Below are 25,963 nucleotides of genomic sequence, written 5' to 3'. Positions count from 1 at the left end.
ACATGCAACTCGGGATTGTTGGACTAGGCCGCATGGGCGGCAACATCGCACGTCGACTGATGCTCAATGGCCACACGACTGTGGTCTATGATCGCGATGAGAAGTCTCGCACCACGCTTGCCAACGAAGGTTCGACACCAGCCCACGACCTCGCGTCACTGGTCGCTGCCCTGGAAAAACCGCGAGCCGTCTGGGTGATGTTGCCTGCTGGCGCTCCAACCGAAGACACCATCAACGAGCTGGCGTCCTTGCTCGATGCCGACGACGTGATCATTGACGGCGGCAACACCTTCTACAAGGACGACGTCCGTCGCTCCCTCGCGTTGAAAGACAAAAATCTGCACTACGTCGATGTCGGCACCTCCGGCGGCGTCTGGGGTCTGGAACGCGGCTACTGCATGATGATCGGCGGCGAAACCGACGTCGTCACGCGCCTCGACCCGATCTTCAAGACCCTGGCCCCGGGCATCGGCGACATCCCGCGCACCAAAGATCGTTCCAAAGACGCCGATCCGCGCGCCGAGCACGGTTATATCCACGCCGGCCCGCCGGGCGCCGGGCACTTCGTCAAGATGATTCACAACGGCATCGAGTACGGCATGATGCAGGCCTTCGCCGAAGGCTTCGACATCCTCAAGACCAAGAATTCGGACAACCTCCCGGCTGAACAGCGCTTTGACCTGAACCTGGGCGACATCGCCGAAGTCTGGCGTCGCGGCAGCGTGGTGTCCTCCTGGCTGCTGGACCTGACCGCCGATGCGCTGGCCACCGACCCACAGCTCAACGCCTATTCCGGCTCCGTGGCCGACAGCGGTGAAGGCCGCTGGACCATCGAAGCGGCCATGGAGCAGGCGGTACCGGTTCCGGTCTTGTCCACTTCGCTGTTCGCCCGCTTCCGCTCCCGTCAACAAAGCACGTACGGCGACAAAATGCTGTCCGCCATGCGTTTCGGATTTGGTGGTCATAAGGAACCAAAATAATGGGTCTGTCCCGCAGCAAGCAGAATGCTCCGGTCGCTCCGGCGACCACGCTGTTTCTCTTCGGCGCCCATGGTGATCTGGTCAAACGGCTGCTGATGCCGGCCCTCTACAACCTGTTTCGCGACGGGTTGGTGGGGGAGGACCTGCACATTGTCGGCGTTGACCACAACACCGTCAGCGATGCCGATTTTGCCAAAAAGCTCGAGGATTTCATTCGTCAGGAGGCGGCCAGCAAGGTCGCCCAGGGCGGCGAAGAGCCTCTGGATCCGGCGCTGTGGGGCAGCCTGTCGAAGCGAATCACCTACATCACCGGCGATTTTCTCGACGATTCCACGTACACGGACATCAACGCAAAGATCAAGAGCACGGGCACCCGCAACGCCGTGTTCTACCTCGCGACCGCGCCGCGTTTCTTCAGTGAAGTGGCCCAGCGTCTGGGCTCCTCGGGGCTGATGGTCGAAGACGACGAGAGCTTCCGTCGCGTGGTGATCGAGAAGCCGTTCGGTCACGACCTGCCCAGCGCTGTGGCGCTGAACAACTGCTTGCTGAAGGTCATGAGCGAGAAGCAGATCTACCGGATCGACCATTATCTGGGCAAGGAAACGGTGCAGAACATTCTGGTCAGCCGGTTCTCCAACGGTCTGTTCGAGTCGTTCTGGAACAACCATTACATTGACCACGTGCAGATCACCGCGGCCGAAACCGTGGGCGTTGAAACCCGTGGCAGCTTTTACGAGACCACTGGCGCGCTGCGGGACATGGTGCCCAATCACCTGTTCCAGCTGCTGGCGATGGTGGCAATGGAACCGCCCGCTGCATTTGGCGCCGATGCCGTGCGCGGCGAGAAGGCCAAAGTGGTGGGTGCGATCCGGCCCTGGTCGGAAATGGAAGCGCTGGCCAACTCGGTGCGCGGTCAGTATTCCGAGAGCAGCGTCGACGGCAAGGCGGTCACAGGCTATCGCCAGGAAGACCGCGTTGATGCCGAGAGCAACACTGAAACCTACGTCGCCCTCAAGGTGATGATCGACAACTGGCGCTGGATGGGCGTGCCGTTCTACCTGCGCACTGGCAAGCGCATGAGCGTGCGCGACACCGAGATCGCCATCTGCTTCAAGCCGGCGCCGTACGCGCAGTTCCGTGACACCGATGTCGGCAGCGTCGCGCCAAACTTCCTCAAGATCCAGATCCAGCCTGACGAAGGCATGTGGTTTGATCTGCAGGCGAAGAAGCCCGGCCCGACCCTGGACATGCAGACCATCGAGCTGGGTTTTGCCTATAAGGACTTCTTCGAGATGCAGCCGTCGACCGGGTACGAGACCCTGATCTACGACTGCCTGACCGGCGACCAGACTCTGTTCCAGCGCGCCGACAACATCGAGAATGGCTGGCGTGCCGTGCAACCGTTCATTGATGCCTGGGCCAAGGATCCGCAAGTGGAGCTGTACCACGCGGGCGAAGACGGGCCGGCGGCGGCCGATGAGTTGCTGGCCCGTGACGGTCGCACGTGGCAGCGTCTGGGATGAGTGAGGTCTCGCAACCCCTCATCCAGTTCATGTTGTCCGACATCGACGGCACGCTGCTGCACCCCGATCACAGCCTGAGTCAGGCCAATATCGACGCGGTGCGCAAACTTCAGGAGGCCGGGATTCATTTCTCAGTCGCCAGCAGCCGTCCGCCGCGGGCCATGCGTCAACAGATCAAGGCCCTTGGCATCAAACTGCCGACCGTGGCGTTCAACGGCGCCAACATCATCAATCCGGACGGCAGCCTGTTGAAGGCTCACCGCATCCCTGCCACCGCGGCGCGCACCAGTCTCGAACTGTTCGCCAGCGAGGCGGTGGCGGTCTGGGTGTTTGCGGATGACCAGTGGCTGCTGCTCAATCCCGAAGGGGATTACGTGGAGCATGAGCGCAACACGCTGGGCTACGACTTCGTTCAGGTCGACAGCTTCGACGAGTACCTGGACCGCATCGACAAGATCGTCGCGGCGAGCAAGGACTTCGAGCTGCTCAAGCGCCTTGAGGTCCAGCTCAACCCGCTGATCGCCAAGTCTGCACTGGCAGCGCGTTCGCAATCCTACTACCTGGACGTCACCGCGCTGGACGCCAACAAGGGCACAGCCCTTGAGACGCTGGCCGATGCGTTGGGCGTGCCGCTGTCCCACACGGCTGCAATCGGTGATGCGGGCAACGACGTGGCGATGTTCCTGCGCGCCGGGCTTTCCATCGCGATGGGGCAGGCCGAAGTCGGCGTCAAGACTCAGGCCAATTACGTCACCGACAGCAATGTCGATGACGGGTTGGCCAAGGCCATCGACCGATACATCCTGCCTCGATGATTCGGGGCAGCGGTTGCGCTGCTACTCACGGGTACCGCTACTCGAGGGCGCGGCGGACAACAAAAATAAAGTGCTCACCAAGAGGGACAACCGCCCGATGGCTGTGTTGATTGAAGATTACGCGCTGCTCGGCAACTGTCGGACCGCAGCGCTGGTGGCCCGCCACGGGTCGCTGGACTGGCTGTGTTTCCCGCGCTTTGATGCGCCCGCCTGTTTTGCCGCGCTACTCGGCGACAGCAACAACGGGCGCTGGAAGCTGGCGCCTGTTGACGGCAGCGCCCGGTCACGCCGCAGCTACCGCGACGGCACACTGATTCTCGAAACCTTCTTCACCACCGACACCGGACAGGCGCTGCTCATCGATTTCATGCCCATGGAAATCGACAGCAGCGTGGTCCGGATCGTCGTCGGCGTGGAAGGGCGTGTGGATTTCTCCATGGACCTGGCAATTCGCTTCGACTACGGCAGCACCGTACCGTGGGTCGAGAAACGCGAGCCGCACACCATGACCGCTGTTGCAGGGCCGGACATGCTGGTGCTGCGCACGCCCGCCGAACTGCACCCGATGGACCATCACACCGAGAGCCTGTTCAGCGTTGAAGCCGGCCAGCGCCTGGGTTTCGCGCTGTCCTGGCAGGTCTCCCATGACCCGGTGCGCGGTGGCTTCGATGTTGAGAAGGCGCTGCAACAGACCGAAAGGTTCTGGCGTGAATTTTCCGACCGCTGTCCCGATGTCGGTCCCTGGACGGATCAGGTCAAGCGCTCGCTGATCACCCTCAAAGCCATGACCTACGCGCCAACCGGCGGGATTGTCGCGGCGGTGACCACCTCGTTACCGGAGCAACTGGGTGGCGAACGCAACTGGGATTACCGCTTCTGCTGGCTGCGCGATGCGACCATGACCCTGCTGGCGTTCATGAACCTGGGCTACTTCGAAGAAGCGACCGCGTGGCGCAACTGGCTGCTGCGCTCCATCGCCGGCAACCCGGAGCAGGTGCAAATCATGTACGGCCTGGCAGGCGAGCGGCGCTTGCTGGAGTATGAGTTGCCCTGGCTGGCCGGTTACGAGCAGTCGCGTCCCGTGCGGATCGGCAATGGCGCGGCCAGTCAGGTGCAGCTTGACGTGTACGGCGAAGTGGCCGACGCCATGACCCAGGCGCTCAAAAACGGTTTGCCGGCGTTGCCGCGCAGCACGGAAATCCAGAAAGTGATCATGCCGTTTCTGGAAAAGGTCTGGCACCAGCCGGACGCCGGTATCTGGGAAATCCGCTCGGCGCCACGGCATTTCACCCATTCCAAAGTCATGGCGTGGGTGTCGTTCGATCGTAATGCCGGTGTGCTGGCGCAAAGCGAGAACCCCGAAGACCGCGAGCGGGGACGGCATTATCGGGCGGTCGCCGATGAGATCCACGCCGACGTCTGCGCCAACGGGTACGACGCCGCGCTGGGCAGCTTCGTGCAGACCTACGGCGGTCAGGAAATGGACGCCAGTCTGCTGCAGATTGCGCTGACCGGCTTCCTCCCCGTCGACGACCCCCGGGTGACCGGGACGGTCACCCGGATTGAACAGGCGCTGATGAAGGACGGCCTGCTGCTGCGCTACGACAGCGAGCGTAGCACCGATGGCGTGTCGGGCAGCGAAGGGACGTTCCTGGTCTGTTCGTTCTGGCTGGCCGACGTCTACGTGCTGCAAGGCCGCGACGAAGAAGCCCAGGTTCTGTTCGAACGCCTGTGCGGTTTGTGCAACGACGTCGGCCTCCTCGCCGAACAATACGACCCCCGGCAAAACCGCATGCTCGGCAACTTCCCCCAGGCCTTCAGCCACATCGGCATCATCAACACAGCCCTGAATCTTCACCGCGTCATCTGCCCCGTGAAGAGCCGCGCGGCCACACCCTCCTAGCGGAAACGGCATCAGCCGGGAAGGCGTCATGAATCACACCGCTGGATTGAGGGCACCTGCACGGGCCTCTTCCCGGCTGAAGCCGGTCCTACCAAGAATTCGTGCAGCCAGCCGGATCGGCCTCAGCCTGAGATGGACGCGGAGCGTCCGAGGATGCATACCCACGCGGAGCGTGGGCACGATCAACATCTTTACCGAGTCGTCTGCCCCGTCAAGAGCCGCGCGGCCACACCGTCATAGCGGAAACGACATCAGCGGGGAAGGCGTCGGAATCACACCGCTGGATTGAGGGTGCCCGGGCCGGCCTCTTCCCGGCTAAAGCCGGTCCCACTAAAAAGCGACGCGGACACCCTGTGGGACCGGCTTCAGCTGGAAGCTTTTGATCTGCTTTTGATCTTCGACCACAAAAGGCCCAAACACCGCCAATCGCGACTTGGGTGCAGGCCGAACGTAGACGACGCGCAGTGGGCCGAGCCGCATGGATGCGGCGAGAGCGCCGTCAGGACATGGATGTCCGTTCGGCGCGGGCCCACGGAGCGTCGTCGGAGTGAGGGTATTCCGACGAAGGAGGAACCTAACCAGGAGCAAGCACCCTTGGTTACTTGGGGTGCTTTTCCAAGTAACTCGCCGAAGGCGAAACAGTCTGCCCCCAGGCAGACGCCCTTGATCTTGATCTTTAGACGTAAACCCCAATCACCGCGCCTTGCGAAACGTAAAATTGATCCGCTGCTCCCCCAACTGCGGATGCTCCGCCTGCCGAACCGGCATCACCCCATGAAAGCGCAACCGATCAACCCCGCCCCACACCACCACATCCCCATGAAACAACGGCACCCGCTCGGTTGGATCACTGCGCTGATGCCCGCCAAACAAAAACATCGCCGGCAACCCCAGCGACACCGACACCACCGGCCACTCCAAACCGCGCTCATCCTTATCCTGATGAAGCGACATCTTGGCCCCGGGAATGTATCGATTGATCAGGCACGCATCCGGCGCAAAGGCCGCAAACCCCGCCTCTGAAGCGGCCTCCACCGCCAGCTCCAGAAACGCTTCGGGCATCGCTGGCCACGGCTGGCTTGAAAGAGGATCGATCGGAGAATATTGATAGCCACTGCGATCAGTGGTCCAGCCGAACTCCCCGCAACTGCTCAAGGCCACCGACATCGTGTAACCGCCGGGCGTGACCATGTTGCGGAACGGCGCCTGAGTCAGAACCGACTCCAGCGCAGGCAGTAAACGCTTGATGAAGGGCAGGGCGAAGCCACGGAACACGAACGACTCCGGCCCGATCTGCTCCCGTGAGGGCGCTTGCGGCGTATCCTCCGCGAACAGATCGAACGTCGCCGGCGTCGTGCCTTTGCGCTGCATCACCATGGGCTTCCCCGGTTCAGATTTCGCTTACAGGGCCTTGCTGACCTTCACATCGCTGATGATATCGGCGCTGTCACCGTGCATCTTCTGCAGGGCCGCCAACGCCTCATCGGCGGAAGGCGACTGCAACAGGGCGAATTCAAAACGACGCTCGCCGTTGAGCTTGTAGCTGATGGCATATTTGACGACGGGGGCAGGGGTGCTCACATTTGACTCCTTGGAAACGCTGACCGGATGACCGCGAAAAAAACACGAAGCTTTCACGCCAGCCGGTGTTCAATGGTGCATCAGCTCAGACGCGAGGACGAGCGGCGGACGATTTTGATCGAATGGGTGAAGGCAGTCTTGCGACCGCCATGGCTGTCGAGTTTGCGGCCGGCGGTGTCGATGGTGATGTTCCAGAAGCCAGTGCTGGGCACCGCGATCTTGGCCGGGAAACGATCAAATGCGCCCCCGTGGTAGGTATGACGGCCGCCATTTTTGAAGCTGCGGAAGTTGGCATCACTCATCAGGCGTATGTTGCAAAGCTGGGAGCACTCGATGACGACCATGTCGTCTTCGTTAAGATGCTCGCGCTGGTGAACGAATTTCATGGGTGTCTCCGGAGACAGCGTTCTCGAAAACCCGAAACGATAGCACGGCGAGCCTGAGCATTGATCATCACGGCGGGTTTAATTAAGCAAGGACTCGCTTGATCGACGCGGCCTTGATAGCCAACTGGCAGTTAAAAAAGCTGACGCGCGGGATTTAATCCGGATCAGGCTTGTCGTAAGCACCTTTACTGGAGGGATTGTATGAAATTGGCGGTTGTTATTCTGGCACTGGCGATGACCGGTTGCGCCACAGTCACGGACATCGAACACACCCCGGCAACCATGAGCGTCATGTCCGGCAAGTCGCCGAAAGATTATGCCGCGTGCTTTGTCGGGCGCATCTCTGACAGCCGCAAGCCGCCGCAGATCGAGCCCCACAAAGAGGGCTTGCGCATCATCGTTCCACAGAAGTTGCTGACCAGTGACCCTGCTGCCATCGTCGACATCGAGACCCGCTCCAGCGGCAGCTCGATCAAGCTGTTCGAGCGCTTGTCGAACAACCCGCTGCGGCCCAAAGACGTGCAGCACGCCGTGACGGCCTGTATCTCGGGCGAGTGATGCGGCTGCGGGGCGGATCAAGCGTGACGCGTTTCAACGGTTAGACGGGTGATACGTTATTTGCAGACCACCAGCACCGTGCGGTTCTTGTAGTTGCCGACATCTACACCCAGGGTTTTGTCATCTTCCTTGGGTTGCGGCGTGCCGTTGGTGCTGACGATGTTGTAGCCGGTGCCCGCGCAGGAAGCGTCAGCCTTTTCGTAGCAGGCGGCCCAGGACATGGCTTCGCCGGAGCAGTCGATGCTCAACGCCTGCTTGCCGTCTTTGAGGTAGGTGTTCTGCGCAGTCGCGCAGCCGGTCAGGGCCAGTACAGCAATGACGGATAAGATCTTGATCATGGTGGAATGCTTCGCGATGAGGGCCGGTGTGGGAATTGCTAGTCTGAGACTGAAAGGCTGTGCCATCGTTCCGGCATCACCGTAGATTTTTTGCAGGCCTCCTGCAGCCACATTCGAGGCCGAAGCCGCGCAAGAAAGGCCTCGGCCGCACTCCATTGCAGAGCGGGCCGGGGCCGTCTGATCAGTCCTTCTTGTCAGCCCGACGACGCGGGGCTGGCGTGTCTTCAAACACGGCGGCGACTTCAATGGCGCTGCTCTCGCTTGCGAACGGGCCTGCCACGGCTTCACCGTCATGGCCTACCAGCCACCATTGGCCGTCCTGGAGCTTTTTGATCTGGTACCCGTTAACGCTTTTGACTTCAGACATCGACTCGTCTCGATTGATAATTCAGGCGCCCATGATAATCGGCAAATGCCAAAGGGCAATCGCACAATTTCCCACATGCGGTGGCGAACAGGGCTACGCTTGCGAGGGTCACCGAACGGCGGTTACGGGGCGCGGGATGCCCTCGTACGAAGGACAGCATGGAATTCCAATAATCAGTGGGTGAAGCGTTGCGAGGGAGCGACTTGCTGAGCTATTTGCAGAGCTATCTGCGGAACTATCTGCGTCAGCGTTCCTCTACCTAGGCAGCTAACGGCCAGTAGCGGCATTGTAAGGTTATCGCCGCCTCATTAGACTGCGCCGCAACACCCCCAGCTCATCAAGGATTTATATGATCAAGAAATGCTTGTTCCCTGCAGCCGGTTACGGCACTCGCTTTTTGCCAGCGACCAAGGCCATGCCCAAAGAGATGCTGGCAGTTGTCAACAAGCCGCTGATCCAATACGGCGTGGAAGAAGCACTGGCTGCGGGTTTGAACCAAATTTCCATCGTCACCGGCCGCGGCAAGCGCGCGCTGGAAGACCATTTCGATATCAGCTACGAGCTGGAGCACCAGATCAAGGGCACCGACAAGGAAAAGTACCTGGTCGGTATCCGCAGGCTGATCGACGAGTGCAGCTTTTCCTACACTCGCCAGACCGAAATGAAAGGTCTGGGGCACGCGATTCTCAGCGGTCGTCCGCTGATCGGTAACGAGGCATTTGCCGTGGTGTTGGCGGATGACTTGTGCGTAAACCTGGAAGGCGACGGCGTTCTGGCGCAGATGGTCAAACTGCACCAGCAGTACAAGTGCTCGATCGTTGCGATTCAGGAAGTCGACCCGAACGAGACCAACAAGTACGGCGTTATTGCTGGCGAAGAAATCAAGCCAGGCCTGTTCCGCGTCACCGACATGGTCGAGAAGCCGGCGCCGGACGTTGCTCCGTCCAACCTCGCCATCATCGGTCGTTACATCCTGACCCCGGACATTTTCGAGAAGATCGAAAACACTGAGCCGGGCAAAGGTGGTGAGATCCAGATCACCGACGCCCTGATGAAGCAAGCGGCTGAAGGCAACGTGCTGGCCTACAAATTCCAGGGCAAGCGCTTCGACTGCGGTGGCGCTGAAGGCTACGTTGAAGCCACCAACTTCTGCTTCGAGCACTTCTACAAGACCGGCAAATCGACTCAGTGATGCATCTGTATCGGTAGTCAGCGTTTAGCTGTGCTGTCAGACAAAGCCACCTCCGGGTGGCTTTGTCGTTTCTGCCCTGCGGAACTTGCCGAGCGCGCTCAAGCGGTTATGCTAGCGCATCGCTTAGGAGAGACACATGAGCTACGACTTTGACCTTTTTGTAATTGGCGCAGGCTCGGCCGGCGTTCGGGCGGCGCGGTTTTCCGCCGGTTTCGGCGCGCGCGTGGCGGTGGCCGAGAGCCGTTATCTGGGGGGCACGTGCGTCAACGTCGGTTGCGTACCGAAAAAGCTGATGGTCTACGGCGCGCACTATTCGGAAGACTTCGAACAGGCGAAAGGGTATGGCTGGAGCAGTGGCGAGGCGCATTTCGACTGGCCCACCCTGATCGCCAACAAGAACCGTGAAATCAGCCGCCTCAATGGCGTGTACCGCAAGTTGCTGGACAGCAGCGGCGTCACGTTGATGGAAGGCCACGCACGGCTGCGCGGCCCACACGAAGTCGAAATCAACGGCCAAGTCCACACCGCCGAGCACATCATGATCGCCACCGGTGGCTGGCCTCAGGTGCCGGAGATTCCGGGCCGCGAGCATGCCATCACCTCCAACGAAGTGTTCTTCCTCGAGCAAATGCCCAAGCGCGTCGTCGTGGTCGGCGGCGGCTACATCGCGGTGGAATTCGCCTCGATCTTCAACGGTCTGGGCGCTGACGTCTCGCTGATGTACCGCGGCGAATTGTTCCTGCGCGGCTTCGACGAAAGCGTGCGCACCCATCTCCACGAAGAGCTCGCCAAGCGCGAGATGGACATTCGCTTCAAGACCGAAATCAACAGCATCGAAAAGCTGGCCGACGGCACCTTGCAACTGAGCCTGAATGACGGCACCAGTTTCAACACCGATTGCGTGTTCTACGCCACCGGACGCCGTCCGATGCTGGACAACCTGGGCATGGACACCGTCAACGTCGAACTGGATGACAAGGGCTTCATCAAGGTCAACGGTGACTACCAGACCACCGAGCCTTCGATCATTGCCGTCGGCGATATCATCGGTCGCGTGCAGTTGACGCCGGTGGCCCTCGCCGAAGGCATGGCCGTCGCGCGGCGTCTGTTCAAACCCGAGCAGTACCGCCCCGTGGATTACCGCCACATTCCCACTGCCGTGTTCAGTCTGCCGAACATCGGCACGGTGGGCCTCACCGAGGCTGAAGCCATGAAGGACGGGTATGAGGTGCAGGTATTCGAAAGCAAGTTCCGGCCAATGAAGCTGTCGTTGACCGACAACCAGGAGCGCACCCTGATGAAGCTGGTGGTCGACGCCAAAACCGATCGCGTGCTGGGTTGCCACATGGTAGGCCCGGACGCCGGCGAGATCATCCAGAGCCTGGCGATCGCACTCAAGGCCGGCGCCACCAAACAGATTTTCGACGACACCATTGGCGTGCATCCTACGGCGGCGGAAGAATTCGTCACCATGCGCACGCCGACGCGCTAAGCCTTTCGCAGCAAGCGTCATTGAACATCGCACACAGCACAACGCACACGTGAACGGTCCGGCCTCCATGGAGGGAGCTGGACGAGCCATTGTTTTTAGGGACGGACCCACTCTTTGACCAGCACGAGTTTTTCGGCAGCCATGCCATTGAATCCAGCAGGACCTGACGACCAGGCGCTTTCCAGAACCGAAGCGCTCGAAGAAAGTGAGCGGCAGTTTCGCAGCCTCGCCGACAACATGAGTCAGTTGGCCTGGATCGCCGATCCCGCCGGGCGCATTCATTGGTACAACGAACGCTGGTACAGCTACACAGGTACCTCTCACGAGGCGATGATGGCGCTGGGCTGGCGATCACTGCATCACCCTGACCATGGCCAGCGCGTCGAGTCGCGTCTGAAGCGCTGCTTCGCGACCGGCTCGTTGTGGGAAGACACCTTCCCCCTGCGTGGCAAGGACGGCCAGTACCGCTGGTTCCTCTCCCGTGCGTTGCCGATCCGCGATGATCGCGGCAGCATCATCCATTGGCTGAGCACGAGCACGGACATCACGGCGCAGGTCAGTGCCGAGGACGCGCTGCGCGAGCTGAACGAGAGCCTCGAGCAACGCGTCGCCGCGCGTACCCGCGAACTGGCCGAAAGCAACCAGCGCCTGCAGGTCGAAATCAGTGAGCGCGCCCAGGCCGAAGAAGCGCTGCGCCATGCGCAGAAGATGGATGCCATCGGCCAGTTGACCGGTGGCATTGCACACGACTTCAACAACATGCTGACCGGGGTGCTCGGCGCGCTGGATCTGATTCAACGTCGTGTGGCGGCAGGGCGAGTGTCGGAAATCGATCGCTACATCGAGGCCGCGATGAGTTCCGCCAACCGCGCCGCGTCGCTCACCCACCGCCTGCTCGCGTTCGCCCGTCGGCAGTCGCTCAATCAGTGCCCCGTCGATGTCAACCACATGGTGATGTCCATGGAAGAACTGGTGCGCCGCACCATCGGTGAAAGCATCGAACTGGAAGTCGATCTGCACGCGACGTCGTGCCTGACCAACACCGATGAGCATCAGCTCGAAAACGCTTTGCTCAACCTGGTCATCAATGCCCGCGACGCGATGCCCGATGGCGGCCGGCTGCTGATCCAGACCGAACTCACCCACATCCCGTTGTTGCAGGACGCCCTGGCGCCGGGCGACTACGTTCGCCTTCGGGTGCAGGACACCGGGCTGGGCATGTCCAGCGAAGTGATTGCGCGAGCGTTCGATCCGTTTTTCACCACCAAACCGATCGGGCAGGGGACCGGCCTGGGTCTGTCGATGGTGTATGGCTTCATCAATCAGACCGGGGGGCGCGTCAGCATTACCAGCGAAGAGGGGCGCGGCACGCGGATCGATTTGCTGCTGCCCTGTCATCACGATGCGGCGGAGCAGGCGCCTGCCGTCGATCGCAGCATCGAGCCGCTGCGCGCCAGTCAGGGCGAGCGGGTCCTTGTGGTCGAAGACGAGCCCGATGTGCGCATGCTGGTGGTGGATGTGTTGAAGGATCTGGGCTATCGCGTCCAGGTGGCCTGCGACAGCCATGAAGCGCTGCTGGTCCTGCAGGGCGCCGAGCCCATCGATTTGCTGGTGACGGACGTTGGGCTACCGGGTTTGAATGGCCGCCAGTTGGCAGAAGTCGCCCGCCAGCATCGCCCCGGTCTGAAGGTGTTGTTCATGACCGGTTATGCGCGCGAGGCGCAAGTGCGCGGCGACTTTCTCGACGATGGCATGGAATTACTCACCAAGCCGTTCAGCATCGACGAACTTGCCCGGCGTGTGAGTCGGCTGATCGAGACCCCTGACTGCGCCCACAACGTCTTCTATTAATAATCTGCGTTTATAGTCAAAACCAATCGTAAGCATGAGCTTTGCCAATGAGTTCTTGCCGACGATTTTGCGTAGTATCCTCCCCATCGAATTTGTAGCACCTATTTTCACAACCCTCAGGAGATTCACCGATGCCTATCATCAACAGCCAAGTCAAACCGTTCAAAGCAACTGCTTACAAGAACGGCAACTTCGTAGAAGTGTCGGACGCCGACCTGAAAGGCAAATGGTCTGTGGTGTTCTTCTACCCGGCTGACTTCACCTTCGTTTGCCCGACCGAGCTGGAAGACCTGGCCGACAACTACGCTGCCTTCCAACAGCTGGGCGTCGAGATCTACAGCGTTTCCACCGACACCCACTTTGCCCACGCTGCCTGGCACAACACTTCGCCAGCCATTGGCAAAATCCAGTACACCATGATCGGCGACCCGACGCTGACCATCTCCCGCAACTTCGACGTACTGATCGAAGAAGCAGGTCTGGCTGACCGTGGCACTTTCGTGATCAACCCGGAAGGCGAAATCAAAATCGTCGAACTGAACGACGGTGGTGTTGGCCGTGACGCTTCCGAGCTGCTGCGCAAAATCAAGGCCGCTCAGTACGTTGCTGCACACCCGGGCGAAGTCTGCCCAGCCAAGTGGAAAGAAGGCGAGGCCACTCTGGCTCCGTCCCTGGACCTGGTTGGCAAGATCTAAGTCGTCATGACCGGATCGGGGGCGATGAGCCCGTAGGCACGTAAACCGCATCGCCCCCAAAAAACGCCCGGGCGGTTATCGCTCGGGCGTTTTTTTTGTAGAACTCGCTGGATTCTGAACAGGATCCGGACCCTGAAAGTGAAGAAGGAAGCCGAACCATGTTGGACGCCAATCTTAAAGCTCAGTTGAAATCTTACCTGGAGCGGATCACTCGCCCGATCGAGATCATTGCGTCCCTTGATGACGGCGCAAAATCTCAGGAAATGCTGGCCCTGCTCAATGACATCGTCAGCAGCTCCGACAAGATCACCCTGGACACCAATGGCAGCGATGCACGCACGCCGTCCTTCGCCCTGAACAGCCCGGGCCAGGACATCAAGCTGCGCTTTGCCGGCTTGCCAATGGGTCACGAATTCACCTCGCTGGTATTGGCGCTGCTGCAAGTTGGCGGCTACCCGTCCAAATCCTCCGAGGAAACTATCGAGCAGGCCCGCAGCCTGACCGGTGAGTTCAAGTTTGAAACCTACTTCTCGCTGACCTGCCAGAACTGCCCGGACGTGGTCCAGGCCTTGAATCTGCTGGCCGTGCTCAACCCGAACGTGCAGCACGTCGCCATCGAAGGCAGCCTGTTTCAGCAGGAAGTCACCGACCGCCAGATCATGTCCGTACCTAGCATCTACCTGAACGGCGAGTTGTTCGGCCAGGGCCGCATGAACCTGGAAGAGATTCTGGCGAAGATTGACACCAGCGCCGGTGATCGTCAGGCCGAGAAGCTCAATGGCAAAGAAGCGTTCGACGTGCTTGTCGTCGGCGGTGGCCCGGCCGGTTCAGCCGCAGCGATCTACGCTGCCCGTAAAGGTATCCGCACCGCAGTGGCGGCCGAGCGTTTTGGTGGTCAGGTGCTCGACACCATGGCGATCGAGAACTTCATTTCGATGCAGCACACCGAAGGGCCAAAGCTGGTGGTTGCGCTCGAAGAGCACGTCAAGCAGTACGAAGTCGACGTGATCAACTTGCAGCGCGGCGAGCAATTGATTCCTGGCAAGAACGGCGAGCTGCATCAGGTCAAGTTTGCCAGCGGCGGCGTGCTCAAAGGCAAGACCGTAATCCTGGCGACCGGTGCACGCTGGCGTGAAATGAACGTCCCGGGCGAACAGCAATACCGCAACAAGGGCGTGGCGTACTGCCCGCACTGTGACGGTCCGCTGTTCAAAGGCAAGCGCGTTGCGGTGATCGGCGGCGGCAACTCCGGTGTGGAAGCGGCGATCGACCTGGCCGGTATCGTATCCCACGTGACCCTGCTGGAATTCGACGCCAACCTGCGCGCCGATGCGGTCCTTCAACGCAAGCTGCACAGCCTGCCCAACGTGACGGTCTTGACCAGCGCGTTGACCAGCGAAGTGACCGGTGACGGCCAGAAGGTCAACGGCCTGCGCTACAAGAACCGCCTTACCGGTGAAGAAATCACCGTAGAGCTGGAAGGCATCTTCGTGCAGATCGGCCTGTTGCCGAACACCGAATGGCTCAAGGGCACCGTCGAGCTGTCGCCACGGGGTGAGATCATCATTGATCAACGCGGTGAGACGTCGATCCCGGGCATCTTCGCTGCCGGTGACGTGACCACCGTGCCGTACAAGCAGATCGTGATCGCGGTCGGCGAGGGCGCCAAAGCGTCGCTCAGCGCCTTCGACCACCTGATCCGCACCAGCGCCCCGGCGTAATGGTTTATTAGTGGGACCGGCTTCAGCCGGGAAGGCGTCATCCGCCATACCCTTGAACCCATGGCCAGAAACAAAAAAACCTCATGAGCGATCATGAGGTTTTTTTGGGTCTGGCACTTATGCGTTCATGAGATATCTGCCTTGTAGGGGCGGGCCTCCGTGCTATTCTCGCGCCCGTTTTTATTCACTGCCGTGGAAACCCCGTGAAATTCATCCATCAACGCGAACACCTGAATGAAGGCGACATCGTGGTGATCGAGTCCTCGAACGCCTGCAACATCCGCCTCATGAGTGACGCCAACTTCCGCAGCTTCAAGAACGGCGGTCGGCACACCTATCACGGCGGCGCCTTCGACCGTTTTCCGGCGAAGATCGTCGTGCCCAGCACCGGCTTCTGGAACATCACTCTGGACACGGTCACCCAGCGGGCGATCAGCGTGACGCGCAAGCCCAACCTCAAACACTCGATCAGGATCGTGCGTCGGTCAGGTTCGACGCTTCAGCACTGAAGTCTCTGATGATTGCGCATTCACCGGCGTGAACCGGGCCCGCCATTGCAGCGGACCCGGGACGTGTGGTCAGAGTTTCGGCAGCTGACCGATGCGGCCCATCATTTCGGTAACGATCTGCAGGTCCAGCAGGAACTGCTCGGTGGTCTTGAACTCGGCGTCGGTGTGACCGGTGTATTTGACGTCGGGTTTGGCCAGACCGAACTGCACCCCGTTGGGCAGCTCGTGCACTGACGTGGCGCCGGCGGACGTGCCGAACTTGTGCTCCATGCCCAGGTTCTCGGTGGCGACGGCCAATAGCGCCTTGACCCACTCGCCCTCGGGATTGCGGTACATCGGCTCGGCGATCGAGTAATCAAAGCCCGGCGTGATGTGGCTCTGCCGGGTCCAGGCCGTCAGCTTCTGAGCGATTTCCGCCTTCAGCGCTTCCGGTGTTTTGCCCCTTGGCACGCGCAGGTTGACCGCCAGCTTGAAGGCTTTGTCGTCCATCGCCACGTAGGTCAGCGAGGCCGTCAGCGGGCCCATGAACTCATCGCTGAAGCCAACGCCCAGTTTGGCGCCCAGGTAATCCAGGCCCCAGTTGTCAGCGGCGTAGTGCGCGGCATCGGTGATCGCGTTGTGCTTGAGCGCGACTTTGCCGTCCAGGCCGTTGATGAAATCGAGCATCCGCGCCACCGGGTTAACCCCTGATTCAGGCTCGGAGGAGTGGGCCGAGACGCCGGTGACCGTCAGCTTGACGTCCTTGCCGACGACTTCTGCGTCGACCTTGAAGTTACCGCCGTTGCGCTGGGCGTAATCGGCGCCGGCTTTCTGCAACTCGGCTGCCAGTTCAGCGGGGTGATCGCTGACCAGCGTCACGACTGATTTCGACGGGATCTGGTTGGTCGCCATGCCGCCGGTCATCGAGGTGATTTCCGCGCCAGTGCCTTCGGCGGTGCGACGGGGAAAGCTGGCCATGACCGTGCCGTAGCCTTTCTCCGCGATGACCACCGGGTAGCTGCCGTCGAGCGCCAGGTTGTAGGCCGGCGTCGGGTTGCGCTCGAAGTAATAGGGAATGGCGTCACCGGAGGTTTCTTCAGTGGTGTCGATCAGCAGCTTGAAATTGCGCGCCAGGGGCAGCTTTTCTTCCTTGATCACCTTCATGGCGTACAGCGCGACGACGATGCCGTTCTTGTCATCCTCGGTGCCGCGCCCGTACATGCGGTCGCCGATCAGGGTCACTTTGAACGGATCGAGGCGAGTGCCGTCGGCCAGCACCCAGTTTTCCGGGGTGACCGGCACGACGTCGGCGTGGGCGTGAATCCCCACCACCTCAGGGCTTGAGCCCTCAAGGGAGACTTCATACACGCGGTTGTCGATGTTGCGGAAGGTCAGGTTGAACAACTGAGCGAGGGTTTTGATTTTCTCGGCAATCTTGATGAACGCCGGGTTGTCGTGTTGCGCGACGCCCGCGGTCTGGAACGTGGGTATGGCCACCAGCTCGCGCAGGGTTTCGGTGGCGGCGCTGCCGTATTTCACCCGCGCGTAAATGCCCAGCAGGCGATGGATATCGTTCTGCTGATCGGCTGAAAGCTTCTTGTTGGCGAGGAAAGCGTTGATCGCCGGTTCGATGCCCGCAGCCTTGGCCACGTCGGTGGTGCTGACGGTCTTGAGGAACTGGCGGAAATCCGTAACGGCGTTTTCCTTGAAACTGCCGACAATCGTGCCGCTCTGTTGCGCGGTGAGATTGGCGAAAGCGGCGGGTGCGAAAGAGGATACGCCGGCCAGCATCAGTGCGGCGGCGATTTGCTTGAGCGAAAAGTCCATTGGGTGGGGCATTCCTTGGCAGGCATGTTGAGAGAAATGTCTGATCGTTCGATCAGAAACCACCGCACGCTACCATCGCCGGTGGAGCAGGGGGAGCCCTCAGTCGGATATCTGTCGCCTTGACGGGTAAAAGCGGCGCACAACCATAAATCACTCAGGCTGTTGAATGGCCTGAAAAAATAGGTGCGAATTGGCCTCACCCGTCTGACATTACCGGCTACGCTGATGGCGCAGCGCGACGGCATGGTGTTGATGTACATGGTTTTCCGTAGCCGCAAACCATTAAGGTCTTACCTCTAAGGAAATCCATGAAACTGCGTCAATACGCTGACCGGACGCTGTGTGCGTTGCTGGTTCTAATGAGTGTGGGCATTTGCCAGGGGGCAGAGCAGCAGCGCGTAAACATTGGCTCGGTGAACATGACCGGCGGCAAGATCTCGCGCTGTGACCTGGGTTATCGCACCTACGGCACCCTGGCAGAAGATCGCAATAACGTCGTGCTGGTGACCACCTGGCTGGCCGGACGGACGTCCGACCAGGCCGACATGATCGGCCCCGGCAAGTTGGTCGACACCAATCGCTGGTACGTGGTGGCGATGGACGCCATCGGCAACGGCGTGTCCTGCTCGCCGTCCAACAGCCCGTTTGCGCCGCGCCTGAAGTTTCCGCAGTTCGGCATCCGCGACATGGTCAAGGCGCAGCATCGCTTGCTCGCCCTGTACCTGGGCATCGACCACGCCCACGCCATCGTCGGCATTTCCATGGGCGGCATGCAGGCCCTGCAATGGGCGGTTATGTACCCGGACTTTGCCAGCAAAGTGGTGACCATCGTCGGCACGCCTCACCCAACCGAACGCGATTTGCAGGCCTGGAATGCAGAACTGGCCGCCATCGAACGCGCGCCTGGCTGGAACGATGGCAACTATGCGCCGGGCACGGTGTTCAAGCAGCTCACGGCGGTACATAACGGTTATCTGTGGACGCCGGAGCGTGCCGCAGCCAAGCCGCTGGGGAACAAGCCTGCGCCTGGCGGCAATGTCCCTGCCTCGACAGGTGGCCAGCCGTTCAGTACGGTCGACTGGTACCGGCAATTGCAGGCGATGACGTCCTTCGATCTGGTGCGCCAGGGCGACATGGCCACGCTGGCCAAGAAGATCAAGGCGCAACTGTTAGTCATCACTTCAGAACGGGACCGCATGGTAGACCCGGCACCTTCCAAGGCGCTGGCCGCTCAAAAGCGCGCTCAGTTGCTGGTGCTCAACAGCGATTGCGGGCACATGGCGCCGGCATGTGAAGCGGACAAGGTGAACGAGGCGGTGAAGGCGTTTCTTAAATAGGTCGGCGTTATCGGTGGCGGCCTGGCCAGTATGGCAACCCGGCGGCGAGAATCTGCCGCAGACGGCAAGCATTGTCGATTACGCGGCCCGTCACGGCGTGACGCGTGGTCTGCAAGCCGCTGCTGGCGTACGTTTCAGCTGGGTAACGCTGTATGGCATCGGTTTTGCTGCTGTCGGGGTACATCGGACAACCTGAACAGGAGGTGAAAGATGTTAATCGGCAACAGTGCCATCCAGCAGTTCGTGTCGAAGGCGGTGAGCCACACCCATTTCGCCACGGCGGACACGGATGCCTACACCAGCGCCATGGCCGGCGCTGCCACACCCGTGGCGGCGATTGCGAGCAATGGCGAAGGCGCGACGCAAAGCAGTAATGACGGCAAGCAGGGCTATGACGAGTCGTTTGCCAAGATGATGGTGAATCTGAAAGCGGCGGCCACCACCGCGTCGTCGGTGACGGATGATGACAAGGCGGCAGCGGCTGCGGCGTTTGTGTCCAGCGCTGACAAGCAGGTTGCCTCGTCTGACAGCGTCAGCAAGACCGTGTCCGATGAACTGGCGGCCAGTGATGGCGTGGCGGGGTCTGACGGCGTGGGTTCGGCGAAGGATCAGTTTTTGTCGTACATGAACCAGACCGACGCGGAGAAGGTGCGGCAGCGATTGACGGGGGTCAGCAAGGAGGAATACGACGCCATGACGCCGCAGGAGCAGGCGGCGGTGGACAAGCAGGTGACTGAGCTGCAGAAGCAGAAGAAGGATCAGCAGGTGGCTGAGCAGGAGGTGAAGACCAGGATCGCCATGGCAAAGGCGGAAATGGCCTGACGGCAGGGGGTTCGTAAGATCAAGAGCGTCTGCCTAAGGGCAGACGTTTCGCCTTCGGCGGTTTTCAGATCAAGAGCGTCTGCCTGGCGGCAGACATTTCGCCTTCGGCGAGTTACTTGGAAAAGCACCCCAAGTAACCAAGGGTGCCTGCTCCTGGTTTGGCTCCTCCTTCGTCGGAGTACCCTCACTTCGGTCTCGCTCCGTGGGCCCGCGCCGAACGGGCATCCATGCCCTGACGGCGCTCTCGCCGCATCCCTGCGGCTCGACCCACTCCGCGAGACCTCCTTTCAGCCTGCACCCAAGTCGCGATTGGCGGTGTTTGAACATTTTGCGTAGGAAGATCAAAAGCAAATCAAGAGCAGATCAAAGGCAGATCGAGGGTGGGCAGGCGCTAAGGACTTGTGGGAGTGAGCTTGCTCACGAAGGGGCCGGTACATGCATCTGATATCTGGTGTTCTGGATAAAGCATTCGCGAGCAAGCTCGCTCCCACAAGGAGGGGTGGGCGGTCAGCAAAAAATGTCGGCGCCTGAGCTGGCCTCTTCCCGGCTAAAGCCGGTCCCACTAACAGCAGCGCGTGCAATCAGTGGGACCAGCTCCGACTGTAGGACCGGCTTCAGCCGGGAAGCCTTTGATCTGCTTTAAAGCGCTTTTGATCTTCATACGCAAATGGCTCAAACACCGCAAAACGCGACTTGGGTGCAGGCCGAACGCAGACGACGCGGAGTGGGCCGAGCCGCATGGATGCGGCGAGAGCGCCGTCAGGACATGGATGTCCGTTCGGCGCGGGCCCACGGAGCGTCGTCGGAGTGAGGGTATTCCGACGAAGGAGGAACCTAGCCAGGAGCAAGCACCCTTGGTTACTTGGGGTGCTTTTCCAAGTAACTCGCCGAAGGCGAAACAGTCTGCCCCCAGGCAGACGCTGTTGATCTTGATCTTGATCTTGATCTGAAAAGGGCCAGACGCCTAGACCACCTCCGCCCGATAGGGCAAATCCGGCCCCTCACGCGTACAGGTCACCGCTGCCGCCGCCACCGCAAACTCCAGCATCTTCGTCAGCGTCTCGCGATCTACCCCCGCCAAAGCAGAGGGCACATCCAGACCCCGCTCCGTCAGAAACGCAATCAACGCCGCCTGAAACGTATCCCCGGCCCCCACCGTATCAACCGTCTCCACCTTGCGCGCCGCCACCGACCAAGTGCCCAGCGCCCGCGTAAACACGGTGGCGCCCTGACGACCGCGGGTCATGATCACCCACTGGCAATTGTCCTTCAGCCAACCCTCGGCCACCGCCGCCGCATCCTTCTGCGGATACAACAGCTCCAGATCCTCATCACTGACCTTGATGATGTGCGCATGCTCAGCAAACTTCGCCACCTGACTGCGCCACAGCTCGATGCTCGGCGCCGGATTCAGCCGTACGTTGGGATCGAAAGTAATCAGCCGCTTGCCGCTTTCGCGCCGCACCAGCGTCAGCAGCGCGTCGGCCACCGGCTGCACCACCAGCGAGAACGAACCCACGTGCAAGCCACGCACGCTCTCGTCCAGCGTCGGCAGATGCTCGACGCTCAGCATCCGGTCCGCGCAGCCTTCACCGCGAAAGATGTACTGAGGCGAGCCGTCCGCGCCCACGGCGACCATCGACAGGGTGGTCGGCGCGTCCACATGCACCAGAAAGTCCTCGCGCACGCCTTCTTCCGCCAATACCGTCATCAGACGCTTGCCCAGGTAATCGCTGGAAATCCCGGCGAAGAACCCGGCATCGACGCCTAGCCTGCGCAGCCCCACCGCGACGTTGAATGGCGAACCGCCGGCGATGGCTTGATAACCCACTTTGTTGCTTTGTCCGCTGTCGGGCTGACAGAAAAAATCAAACAGTGCTTCGCCACAGACCAGATACATAGTTGCTCCATAAAGGCCGACGGGGCTGTCCGTCAGAGGCCCTGTAATTGAGTGCGATAGTGCTGATACACCGCGTGATACGCCGCAACGTGTTCGGGAACCGGCCGGGTTTCGCTGGCCGGATCGAGGCTGACGCAACGCTCGGTCAGGGACTGCAGCGACTCACCGGCACCCTCGGCACGGGAATGACACCACGCCGCCTGGATCGCCGCGCCCAGGGCGGCCGCTTCGGTGCCGGTGGTGCAGATGACCGGCGTGTCCATGATGTCGGCCACGATCTGCCGCCAGACTGCGCTTTTGGCGCCGCCACCGATCAGGCGGATGTTATCGCTTTTAATGCCGCTGTCACGCAACAGGTCCAGACCGTAACGCAGCCCGAAGGTAGTGCCCTCGACCACCGCGCGGCACAGGTTGGCCTGGGTCAGATTAGTGCTGTCCAGCCCGAGGATGCTGCCGGTGGCGTGGGGCAGGGCGGGCACACGCTCACCGTTGAGGAATGGCAGCACAAGCACGCCCTGGGCGCCTATCGGTGACGACGCGACCGCTGCGTTGAAGGCGCCGATGTCCAGCGCGAAGAGCTCGCGGATGGCACTGGTGGCGTTGGTCAGGTTCATGGTGCAGATCAACGGCAGCCAGCCGCCCGACGAGGAACAGAAGGTCGCCACCGACGGCTGCGTGCTGACATTGCCGGCGTCGGCGAATGCGTAGACCGTGCCCGACGAACCCAGGCTCATGGTGATCGAGCCCGGCGCGATATTGCCGGTGCCGATCGCGCCCATCATGTTGTCGCCACCGCCGCTGGAGACGATGGCCTTCGGGTTGAGGCCCAGCCGCTCGGCGATGGCAGGAAGAATTGTGCCCACCGGCTGATGCGCCTCGATCAGCTCCGGCAGCGCCTTGACCAGCCGGCCGGTGGGGTCGATGTGCTGAAGAATGTCGAGATCCCACTGGCGGGTGCGCACGTTGAAATAGCCGGTGCCCGACGCGTCGCCGAACTCGCTGCAGCTGCGGCCGGTCAGCCAGTAATTGAGGTAGTCATGGGGCAGCAGAATCTTGTCGATGCGGGCAAACAGCTCGGGAAACTGCTCTTTGCTCCACAGCAGCTTGGAAACCGTGTAGCCCGGCGCGATGGCGATACCCAGACGCTCCAGCGACCCGGCTTCACCGCCCAGATACGCCAGCAGGCGATCATTTTCGGGCGAGGATTCGGTATCGCACCATAGCTTGGCGGGGCGCAGCACCTGGCCTGATTCATCGAGCATCACCAGGCCATGTTGCTGCCCGGAAACCCCGATCGCCTGGATGTCTGCGCCGGACACCCCGGCCTGCTTCAAGGCCGCCGCCGTCGCCTGCTCGAACGCATCGAGCCATTCCTGCACATCCTGCTCGCGGCGCCCGTTGGCGCCGCTGATCATGTGATGGGCCCCCGAGCCTTCGCCCAGGACCTTGCCGCTGACGGCATCCAGAACAATCGCCTTGGTGCCTTGGGTGCCGCAATCGATGCCGAGAAACATGTTCCACCTCAGACGGTTTTCGCCAACAGGTTTTCCAGGGTTTTGCTGACGCCCAGCTGCTTCAGGCTGTTCAGGTTGTGCTCGAACGATGCCACGAACTCAGGGGACTGGGGAATCGCCGCACCGAAGATTTCTTCGACTTCAAGCAGCCGCTGAGTGACCAGCACGTCATCGGCCACCAGCGCCTTGCAGAAGTCCGCGCGTGGGTCGACCACGGTGTACGCCACGCCGTTCTCGCCGGTGAAGTCGCCCGTGCGGTTGCCCTGCAGGTACAGCGCCCAGGCCGCTACCACCAGCGAGGCGCGGTCCATGTTGCCGCCGTCGAGGATCAGACGGTTGATGGTCGGCACGGTGAATTTCGGAAATTTCGACGAGCCGTCGGAGCACACCCGCTCCAACTGATCGGCGATGGCCTGATTGGAAAAGCGGTCGATCAGGGTCTGTTTGTAGTCGGCCAGGTCGATGCCCGGCACCGGCGCCAGTTGCGGGGTGACGTCCAGGTCCATGTAGGTGCGGATGTAATCGACGAACAGCGGGTCGTTCATGGTTTCGTGGACGAAACGATAGCCCTTCAGCGCGCCGAGATAGGTCAGCGCCAGGTGGCTGCCGTTGAGCAGCTTGATCTTCATTTCTTCGTACGGGGTCACGTCGTCGGTGAACTGCACGCCGACCTTTTCCCAGGCCGGACGACCGTTGACGAATTTGTCTTCCAGGACCCACTGCACGAAGGGTTCACAGACCACCGGCCAGGCGTCGTCGATGCCTTTCTGATCGTGCAGCTGCAGGCGGTGGGCGGTGCTGGTCATCGGTGTGATGCGGTCGACCATGGCGTTGGGGAAGCTGACGTTTGCAGCGATCCAGTCGTGCAGTTCCGGGTCGCGCAGTTTGGCGAACGCCAGCAGGGCCTTGCGTGTCACCGCGCCGTTGTGCGGCAGGTTATCGCAGGACATCAGGGTGAACGCCGGCGTGCCTTCCGCACGGCGTCGGGTCAGCGCCGCGCACAGATAACCGAACACGGTCTTTGGTGTGGCGGGGTGTTCGAGGTCGTACTGGATCTGTGGCAGGTGGCTCATGAATTCGCCGGTGCTGTCGTCGATGCAGTAACCGCCTTCGGTGATGGTCAGCGAGACGATGCGGATATCCGGGCTGGCCAGTTTGTCGATCAGCGTCAGGTCGCTGTCGGTGGACATGAGCATTTGGCTCATGGCGCCGATCACGCGGGTTTCGGTGTCCGGGGTGTCGCCCAGTTCGAACAGGGTGTAGAGGAAGTCCTGGCCCTTCAAAGCTTCAAAATTGCCGCGGTCTTCCTCGCGCAGGCTGACCCCGCAAATGGCCCAGTCCAGGCCTTCGCCACTGCGTTCATTCGCCCCGAGGGACATCAGCGCGTCGGTGTAAAACGACTGGTGGGCGCGGTGGAAACCGCCGACGCCAATGTGCGCGATGCCTTGGCGACGCTCATCGAGGGAGTAGGCAGGGATGGCGATGCCGGCGCCCAGGTTGGAGAGGTTCTGCTTGTTCAGTTTCATGAGGGTGTTCCCGAATGCTGTGGAGGGCGGTGACTCAGGCAGCGGCCTGCATCGCGCGGCGGATGACCTGGCCCTGAGCGTCGAACAGGTGGCAGTGCGCGCTGTTCAGATGGAGTTTCAGGGTTTCGCCGTACTGGCTGGCCAGGTCGCCGCGAATCCGCATGGTCAGCGGCTCGCCGGACGTGGTGCGTACGTGGCAATAGGTGTCGCTGCCCAGGCGTTCGCTGACGTCGGCGATGACGGTCAACTGGCAATCGCCGTCGTTGGCCAGCTCCAGGTGCTCGGGACGAATGCCCAGGGTCACTGCATCGCCCACGCTCTGTTGCGCGTTGGTGAAGGGCAGCAGCACTTTTGTTCCCGCGTCCAGAGTAACTTCACAGGCCGACGTTTCGACGCGACTGATGGTGCCCTTGAGGAAGCCCATTTTCGGCGTGCCGAGAAAGCCCGCGACGAACAGGTTGGCCGGATGATGGTACAGCTCCAGCGGCGAGCCCACCTGTTCGACGCGACCGCCGTTGAGCACGACCACCTTGTCGGCCAGGGTCATGGCTTCGACCTGATCGTGGGTGACGTAGATCATCGTGGCTTGCAGCTCTTTGTGCAGGCGCGACAGTTCCAGTCGGGTCTGCACCCGCAGGGCGGCGTCGAGGTTGGACAGGGGTTCGTCGAACAGGAAGATTTTCGGGTTGCGCACGATGGCGCGGCCGATCGCGACGCGCTGGCGCTGACCGCCGGACAGCTGTTTGGGTTTGCGTTCCAGCAGCGGGCCCAGCTCGAGGATGCGCGCGGCTTCGTCGACCTTTTTCTTGACCTCGGCCTTTGGCGTGCCGGCCAGGTCCAGGGCGAAGGACAGGTTTTTGCCGACGGTCATGTGCGGGTACAGGGCGTAGGTCTGAAACACCATCGCCAGGTCGCGCTTGGCCGGGGTCACTTGAGTGATCTCGCGGCCATCGAGTTCGATGCTGCCGCTGGTGACGTCTTCCAGGCCTGCGATCAGGCGCAGCAGGGTGGATTTGCCACAGCCCGACGGACCGACGAAGACCACAAACTCTCGGTCTTTCACGTCCAGGTCGATGCCTTTGATGATCTGGTGGCCGTCGAAGCCTTTTTGCAGATTTCTGATTGTCAGGTTAGCCATGATGGGCTC

The 25,963-nt window shown here is 61.1% G+C and carries 22 protein-coding genes and 1 pseudogene; 13 read left to right on the top strand and 10 right to left on the bottom strand.

Annotated elements, in window-relative coordinates; all coding sequences use genetic code 11:
• Positions 1-2 precede the first annotated feature (2 nt).
• The 4 genes from gnd (at position 3) to AC0Z8Z_RS13090 (ending at position 5,221) form a co-directional block, all read left to right on the top strand.
• Positions 3-980, top strand: a complete 978-nt coding sequence (gene gnd, locus AC0Z8Z_RS13105; RefSeq protein WP_205483016.1) for a phosphogluconate dehydrogenase (NAD(+)-dependent, decarboxylating) — start codon at positions 3-5, stop codon at positions 978-980.
• Complete coding sequence (gene zwf, locus AC0Z8Z_RS13100; RefSeq protein ID WP_485619392.1) at positions 980-2,503, top strand: glucose-6-phosphate dehydrogenase; 1,524 nt, start codon at positions 980-982, stop codon at positions 2,501-2,503. The genes gnd and zwf overlap by 1 nt, the downstream gene beginning before the upstream one ends.
• Positions 2,500-3,318, top strand: coding sequence for an HAD family hydrolase (locus tag AC0Z8Z_RS13095; RefSeq protein ID WP_485619391.1), 819 nt, complete (start codon positions 2,500-2,502; stop codon positions 3,316-3,318). Before zwf ends, AC0Z8Z_RS13095 begins: the two co-directional genes overlap by 4 nt.
• Before the next feature lie 97 nt (positions 3,319-3,415).
• Positions 3,416-5,221: a glycoside hydrolase family 15 protein gene (locus AC0Z8Z_RS13090; protein ID WP_485619390.1), complete on the top strand. Its 1,806-nt coding sequence runs from the start codon at positions 3,416-3,418 to the stop codon at positions 5,219-5,221.
• Between the two features lie 693 nt (positions 5,222-5,914).
• Here AC0Z8Z_RS13090 and alkB read toward each other — a convergent pair.
• The 3 genes from alkB to AC0Z8Z_RS13075 all read right to left on the bottom strand — a co-directional run bounded on the left by alkB (position 5,915) and on the right by AC0Z8Z_RS13075 (position 7,188).
• Complete coding sequence (gene alkB / locus AC0Z8Z_RS13085) at positions 5,915-6,598, bottom strand: DNA oxidative demethylase AlkB (protein WP_485619389.1); 684 nt, start codon at positions 6,596-6,598, stop codon at positions 5,915-5,917.
• Between the two features lie 24 nt (positions 6,599-6,622).
• Positions 6,623-6,802 carry a hypothetical protein gene (locus tag AC0Z8Z_RS13080; RefSeq protein ID WP_122534635.1) on the bottom strand — a complete coding sequence of 60 codons (180 nt, stop codon included), beginning with the start codon at positions 6,800-6,802 and terminating at the stop codon, positions 6,623-6,625.
• An 80-nt stretch (positions 6,803-6,882) separates the two neighbouring features.
• Positions 6,883-7,188: a DUF1883 domain-containing protein gene (locus tag AC0Z8Z_RS13075; RefSeq protein WP_037010615.1), complete on the bottom strand. Its 306-nt coding sequence runs from the start codon at positions 7,186-7,188 to the stop codon at positions 6,883-6,885.
• Between the two features lie 201 nt (positions 7,189-7,389).
• Here AC0Z8Z_RS13075 and AC0Z8Z_RS13070 point away from each other — a divergent pair, with 201 nt between their 5' ends.
• A complete protein-coding gene (locus tag AC0Z8Z_RS13070; RefSeq protein WP_122534636.1) occupies positions 7,390-7,746 on the top strand; it encodes a hypothetical protein in 357 nt (118 codons plus the stop codon).
• Positions 7,747-7,802: 56 nt separating this feature from the next.
• On the opposite strand, the gene AC0Z8Z_RS13065 is transcribed toward AC0Z8Z_RS13070, so the two are convergent.
• Both AC0Z8Z_RS13065 and AC0Z8Z_RS13060 read right to left on the bottom strand, forming a co-directional pair.
• A complete protein-coding gene (locus AC0Z8Z_RS13065; protein WP_065987192.1) occupies positions 7,803-8,084 on the bottom strand; it encodes a hypothetical protein in 282 nt (93 codons plus the stop codon).
• 181 nt (positions 8,085-8,265) lie between these two features.
• Positions 8,266-8,451 carry a hypothetical protein gene (locus AC0Z8Z_RS13060; protein WP_172612574.1) on the bottom strand — a complete coding sequence of 62 codons (186 nt, stop codon included), beginning with the start codon at positions 8,449-8,451 and terminating at the stop codon, positions 8,266-8,268.
• Between the two features lie 349 nt (positions 8,452-8,800).
• Between AC0Z8Z_RS13060 and galU the strand changes: the two genes are divergently transcribed.
• The 6 genes and pseudogenes from galU (at position 8,801) to AC0Z8Z_RS13030 (ending at position 15,911) form a co-directional block, all read left to right on the top strand.
• Complete coding sequence (gene galU, locus AC0Z8Z_RS13055) at positions 8,801-9,643, top strand: UTP--glucose-1-phosphate uridylyltransferase GalU (protein ID WP_122534637.1); 843 nt, start codon at positions 8,801-8,803, stop codon at positions 9,641-9,643.
• A gap of 136 nt (positions 9,644-9,779) precedes the next feature.
• On the top strand, positions 9,780-11,135 hold the full coding sequence (gene gorA, locus AC0Z8Z_RS13050) for a glutathione-disulfide reductase (protein ID WP_485619388.1): 1,356 nt from the start codon (positions 9,780-9,782) through the stop codon (positions 11,133-11,135).
• A 168-nt stretch (positions 11,136-11,303) separates the two neighbouring features.
• Positions 11,304-12,986 (top strand): annotated as a pseudogene (locus tag AC0Z8Z_RS13045) (hybrid sensor histidine kinase/response regulator); the annotation flags it as partial.
• 131 nt (positions 12,987-13,117) lie between these two features.
• Positions 13,118-13,681, top strand: coding sequence for an alkyl hydroperoxide reductase subunit C (gene ahpC, locus AC0Z8Z_RS13040; protein WP_122534640.1), 564 nt, complete (start codon positions 13,118-13,120; stop codon positions 13,679-13,681).
• A gap of 158 nt (positions 13,682-13,839) precedes the next feature.
• Positions 13,840-15,402: an alkyl hydroperoxide reductase subunit F gene (gene ahpF, locus AC0Z8Z_RS13035; RefSeq protein WP_122534641.1), complete on the top strand. Its 1,563-nt coding sequence runs from the start codon at positions 13,840-13,842 to the stop codon at positions 15,400-15,402.
• A gap of 203 nt (positions 15,403-15,605) precedes the next feature.
• The gene (locus tag AC0Z8Z_RS13030; RefSeq protein WP_485619387.1) at positions 15,606-15,911 is read left to right on the top strand and encodes a DUF1883 domain-containing protein; all 306 of its coding nucleotides are present in this window, start codon (positions 15,606-15,608) and stop codon (positions 15,909-15,911) included.
• Between the two features lie 69 nt (positions 15,912-15,980).
• On the opposite strand, the gene AC0Z8Z_RS13025 is transcribed toward AC0Z8Z_RS13030, so the two are convergent.
• Positions 15,981-17,717, bottom strand: a complete 1,737-nt coding sequence (locus AC0Z8Z_RS13025) for a dipeptidase (RefSeq protein WP_485619386.1) — start codon at positions 17,715-17,717, stop codon at positions 15,981-15,983.
• 308 nt (positions 17,718-18,025) lie between these two features.
• Between AC0Z8Z_RS13025 and AC0Z8Z_RS13020 the strand changes: the two genes are divergently transcribed.
• Complete coding sequence (locus AC0Z8Z_RS13020) at positions 18,026-19,054, top strand: alpha/beta fold hydrolase (RefSeq protein ID WP_485619385.1); 1,029 nt, start codon at positions 18,026-18,028, stop codon at positions 19,052-19,054.
• 210 nt (positions 19,055-19,264) lie between these two features.
• Complete coding sequence (locus AC0Z8Z_RS13015; RefSeq protein WP_485619384.1) at positions 19,265-19,876, top strand: hypothetical protein; 612 nt, start codon at positions 19,265-19,267, stop codon at positions 19,874-19,876.
• A gap of 964 nt (positions 19,877-20,840) precedes the next feature.
• On the opposite strand, the gene AC0Z8Z_RS13010 is transcribed toward AC0Z8Z_RS13015, so the two are convergent.
• The 4 genes from AC0Z8Z_RS13010 to AC0Z8Z_RS12995 are packed head-to-tail and all read right to left on the bottom strand — an operon-like array spanning position 20,841 to position 25,954.
• The gene (locus AC0Z8Z_RS13010) at positions 20,841-21,776 is read right to left on the bottom strand and encodes a carbohydrate kinase family protein (protein WP_485619383.1); all 936 of its coding nucleotides are present in this window, start codon (positions 21,774-21,776) and stop codon (positions 20,841-20,843) included.
• Between the two features lie 32 nt (positions 21,777-21,808).
• The gene (xylB, locus tag AC0Z8Z_RS13005) at positions 21,809-23,290 is read right to left on the bottom strand and encodes a xylulokinase (protein ID WP_485619382.1); all 1,482 of its coding nucleotides are present in this window, start codon (positions 23,288-23,290) and stop codon (positions 21,809-21,811) included.
• Between the two features lie 8 nt (positions 23,291-23,298).
• Positions 23,299-24,816, bottom strand: coding sequence for a mannitol dehydrogenase family protein (locus tag AC0Z8Z_RS13000; protein ID WP_485619381.1), 1,518 nt, complete (start codon positions 24,814-24,816; stop codon positions 23,299-23,301).
• A gap of 34 nt (positions 24,817-24,850) precedes the next feature.
• On the bottom strand, positions 24,851-25,954 hold the full coding sequence (locus AC0Z8Z_RS12995; RefSeq protein WP_485619380.1) for an ABC transporter ATP-binding protein: 1,104 nt from the start codon (positions 25,952-25,954) through the stop codon (positions 24,851-24,853).
• Positions 25,955-25,963 lie beyond the last annotated feature (9 nt).

It is taken from the genome of Pseudomonas sp. 1L-C-7-B-C1 (assembly GCF_057291635.1).
Note: the sequence above shows the minus strand (reverse complement) of the source record. Positions and strands in the feature narration are given on the sequence as shown.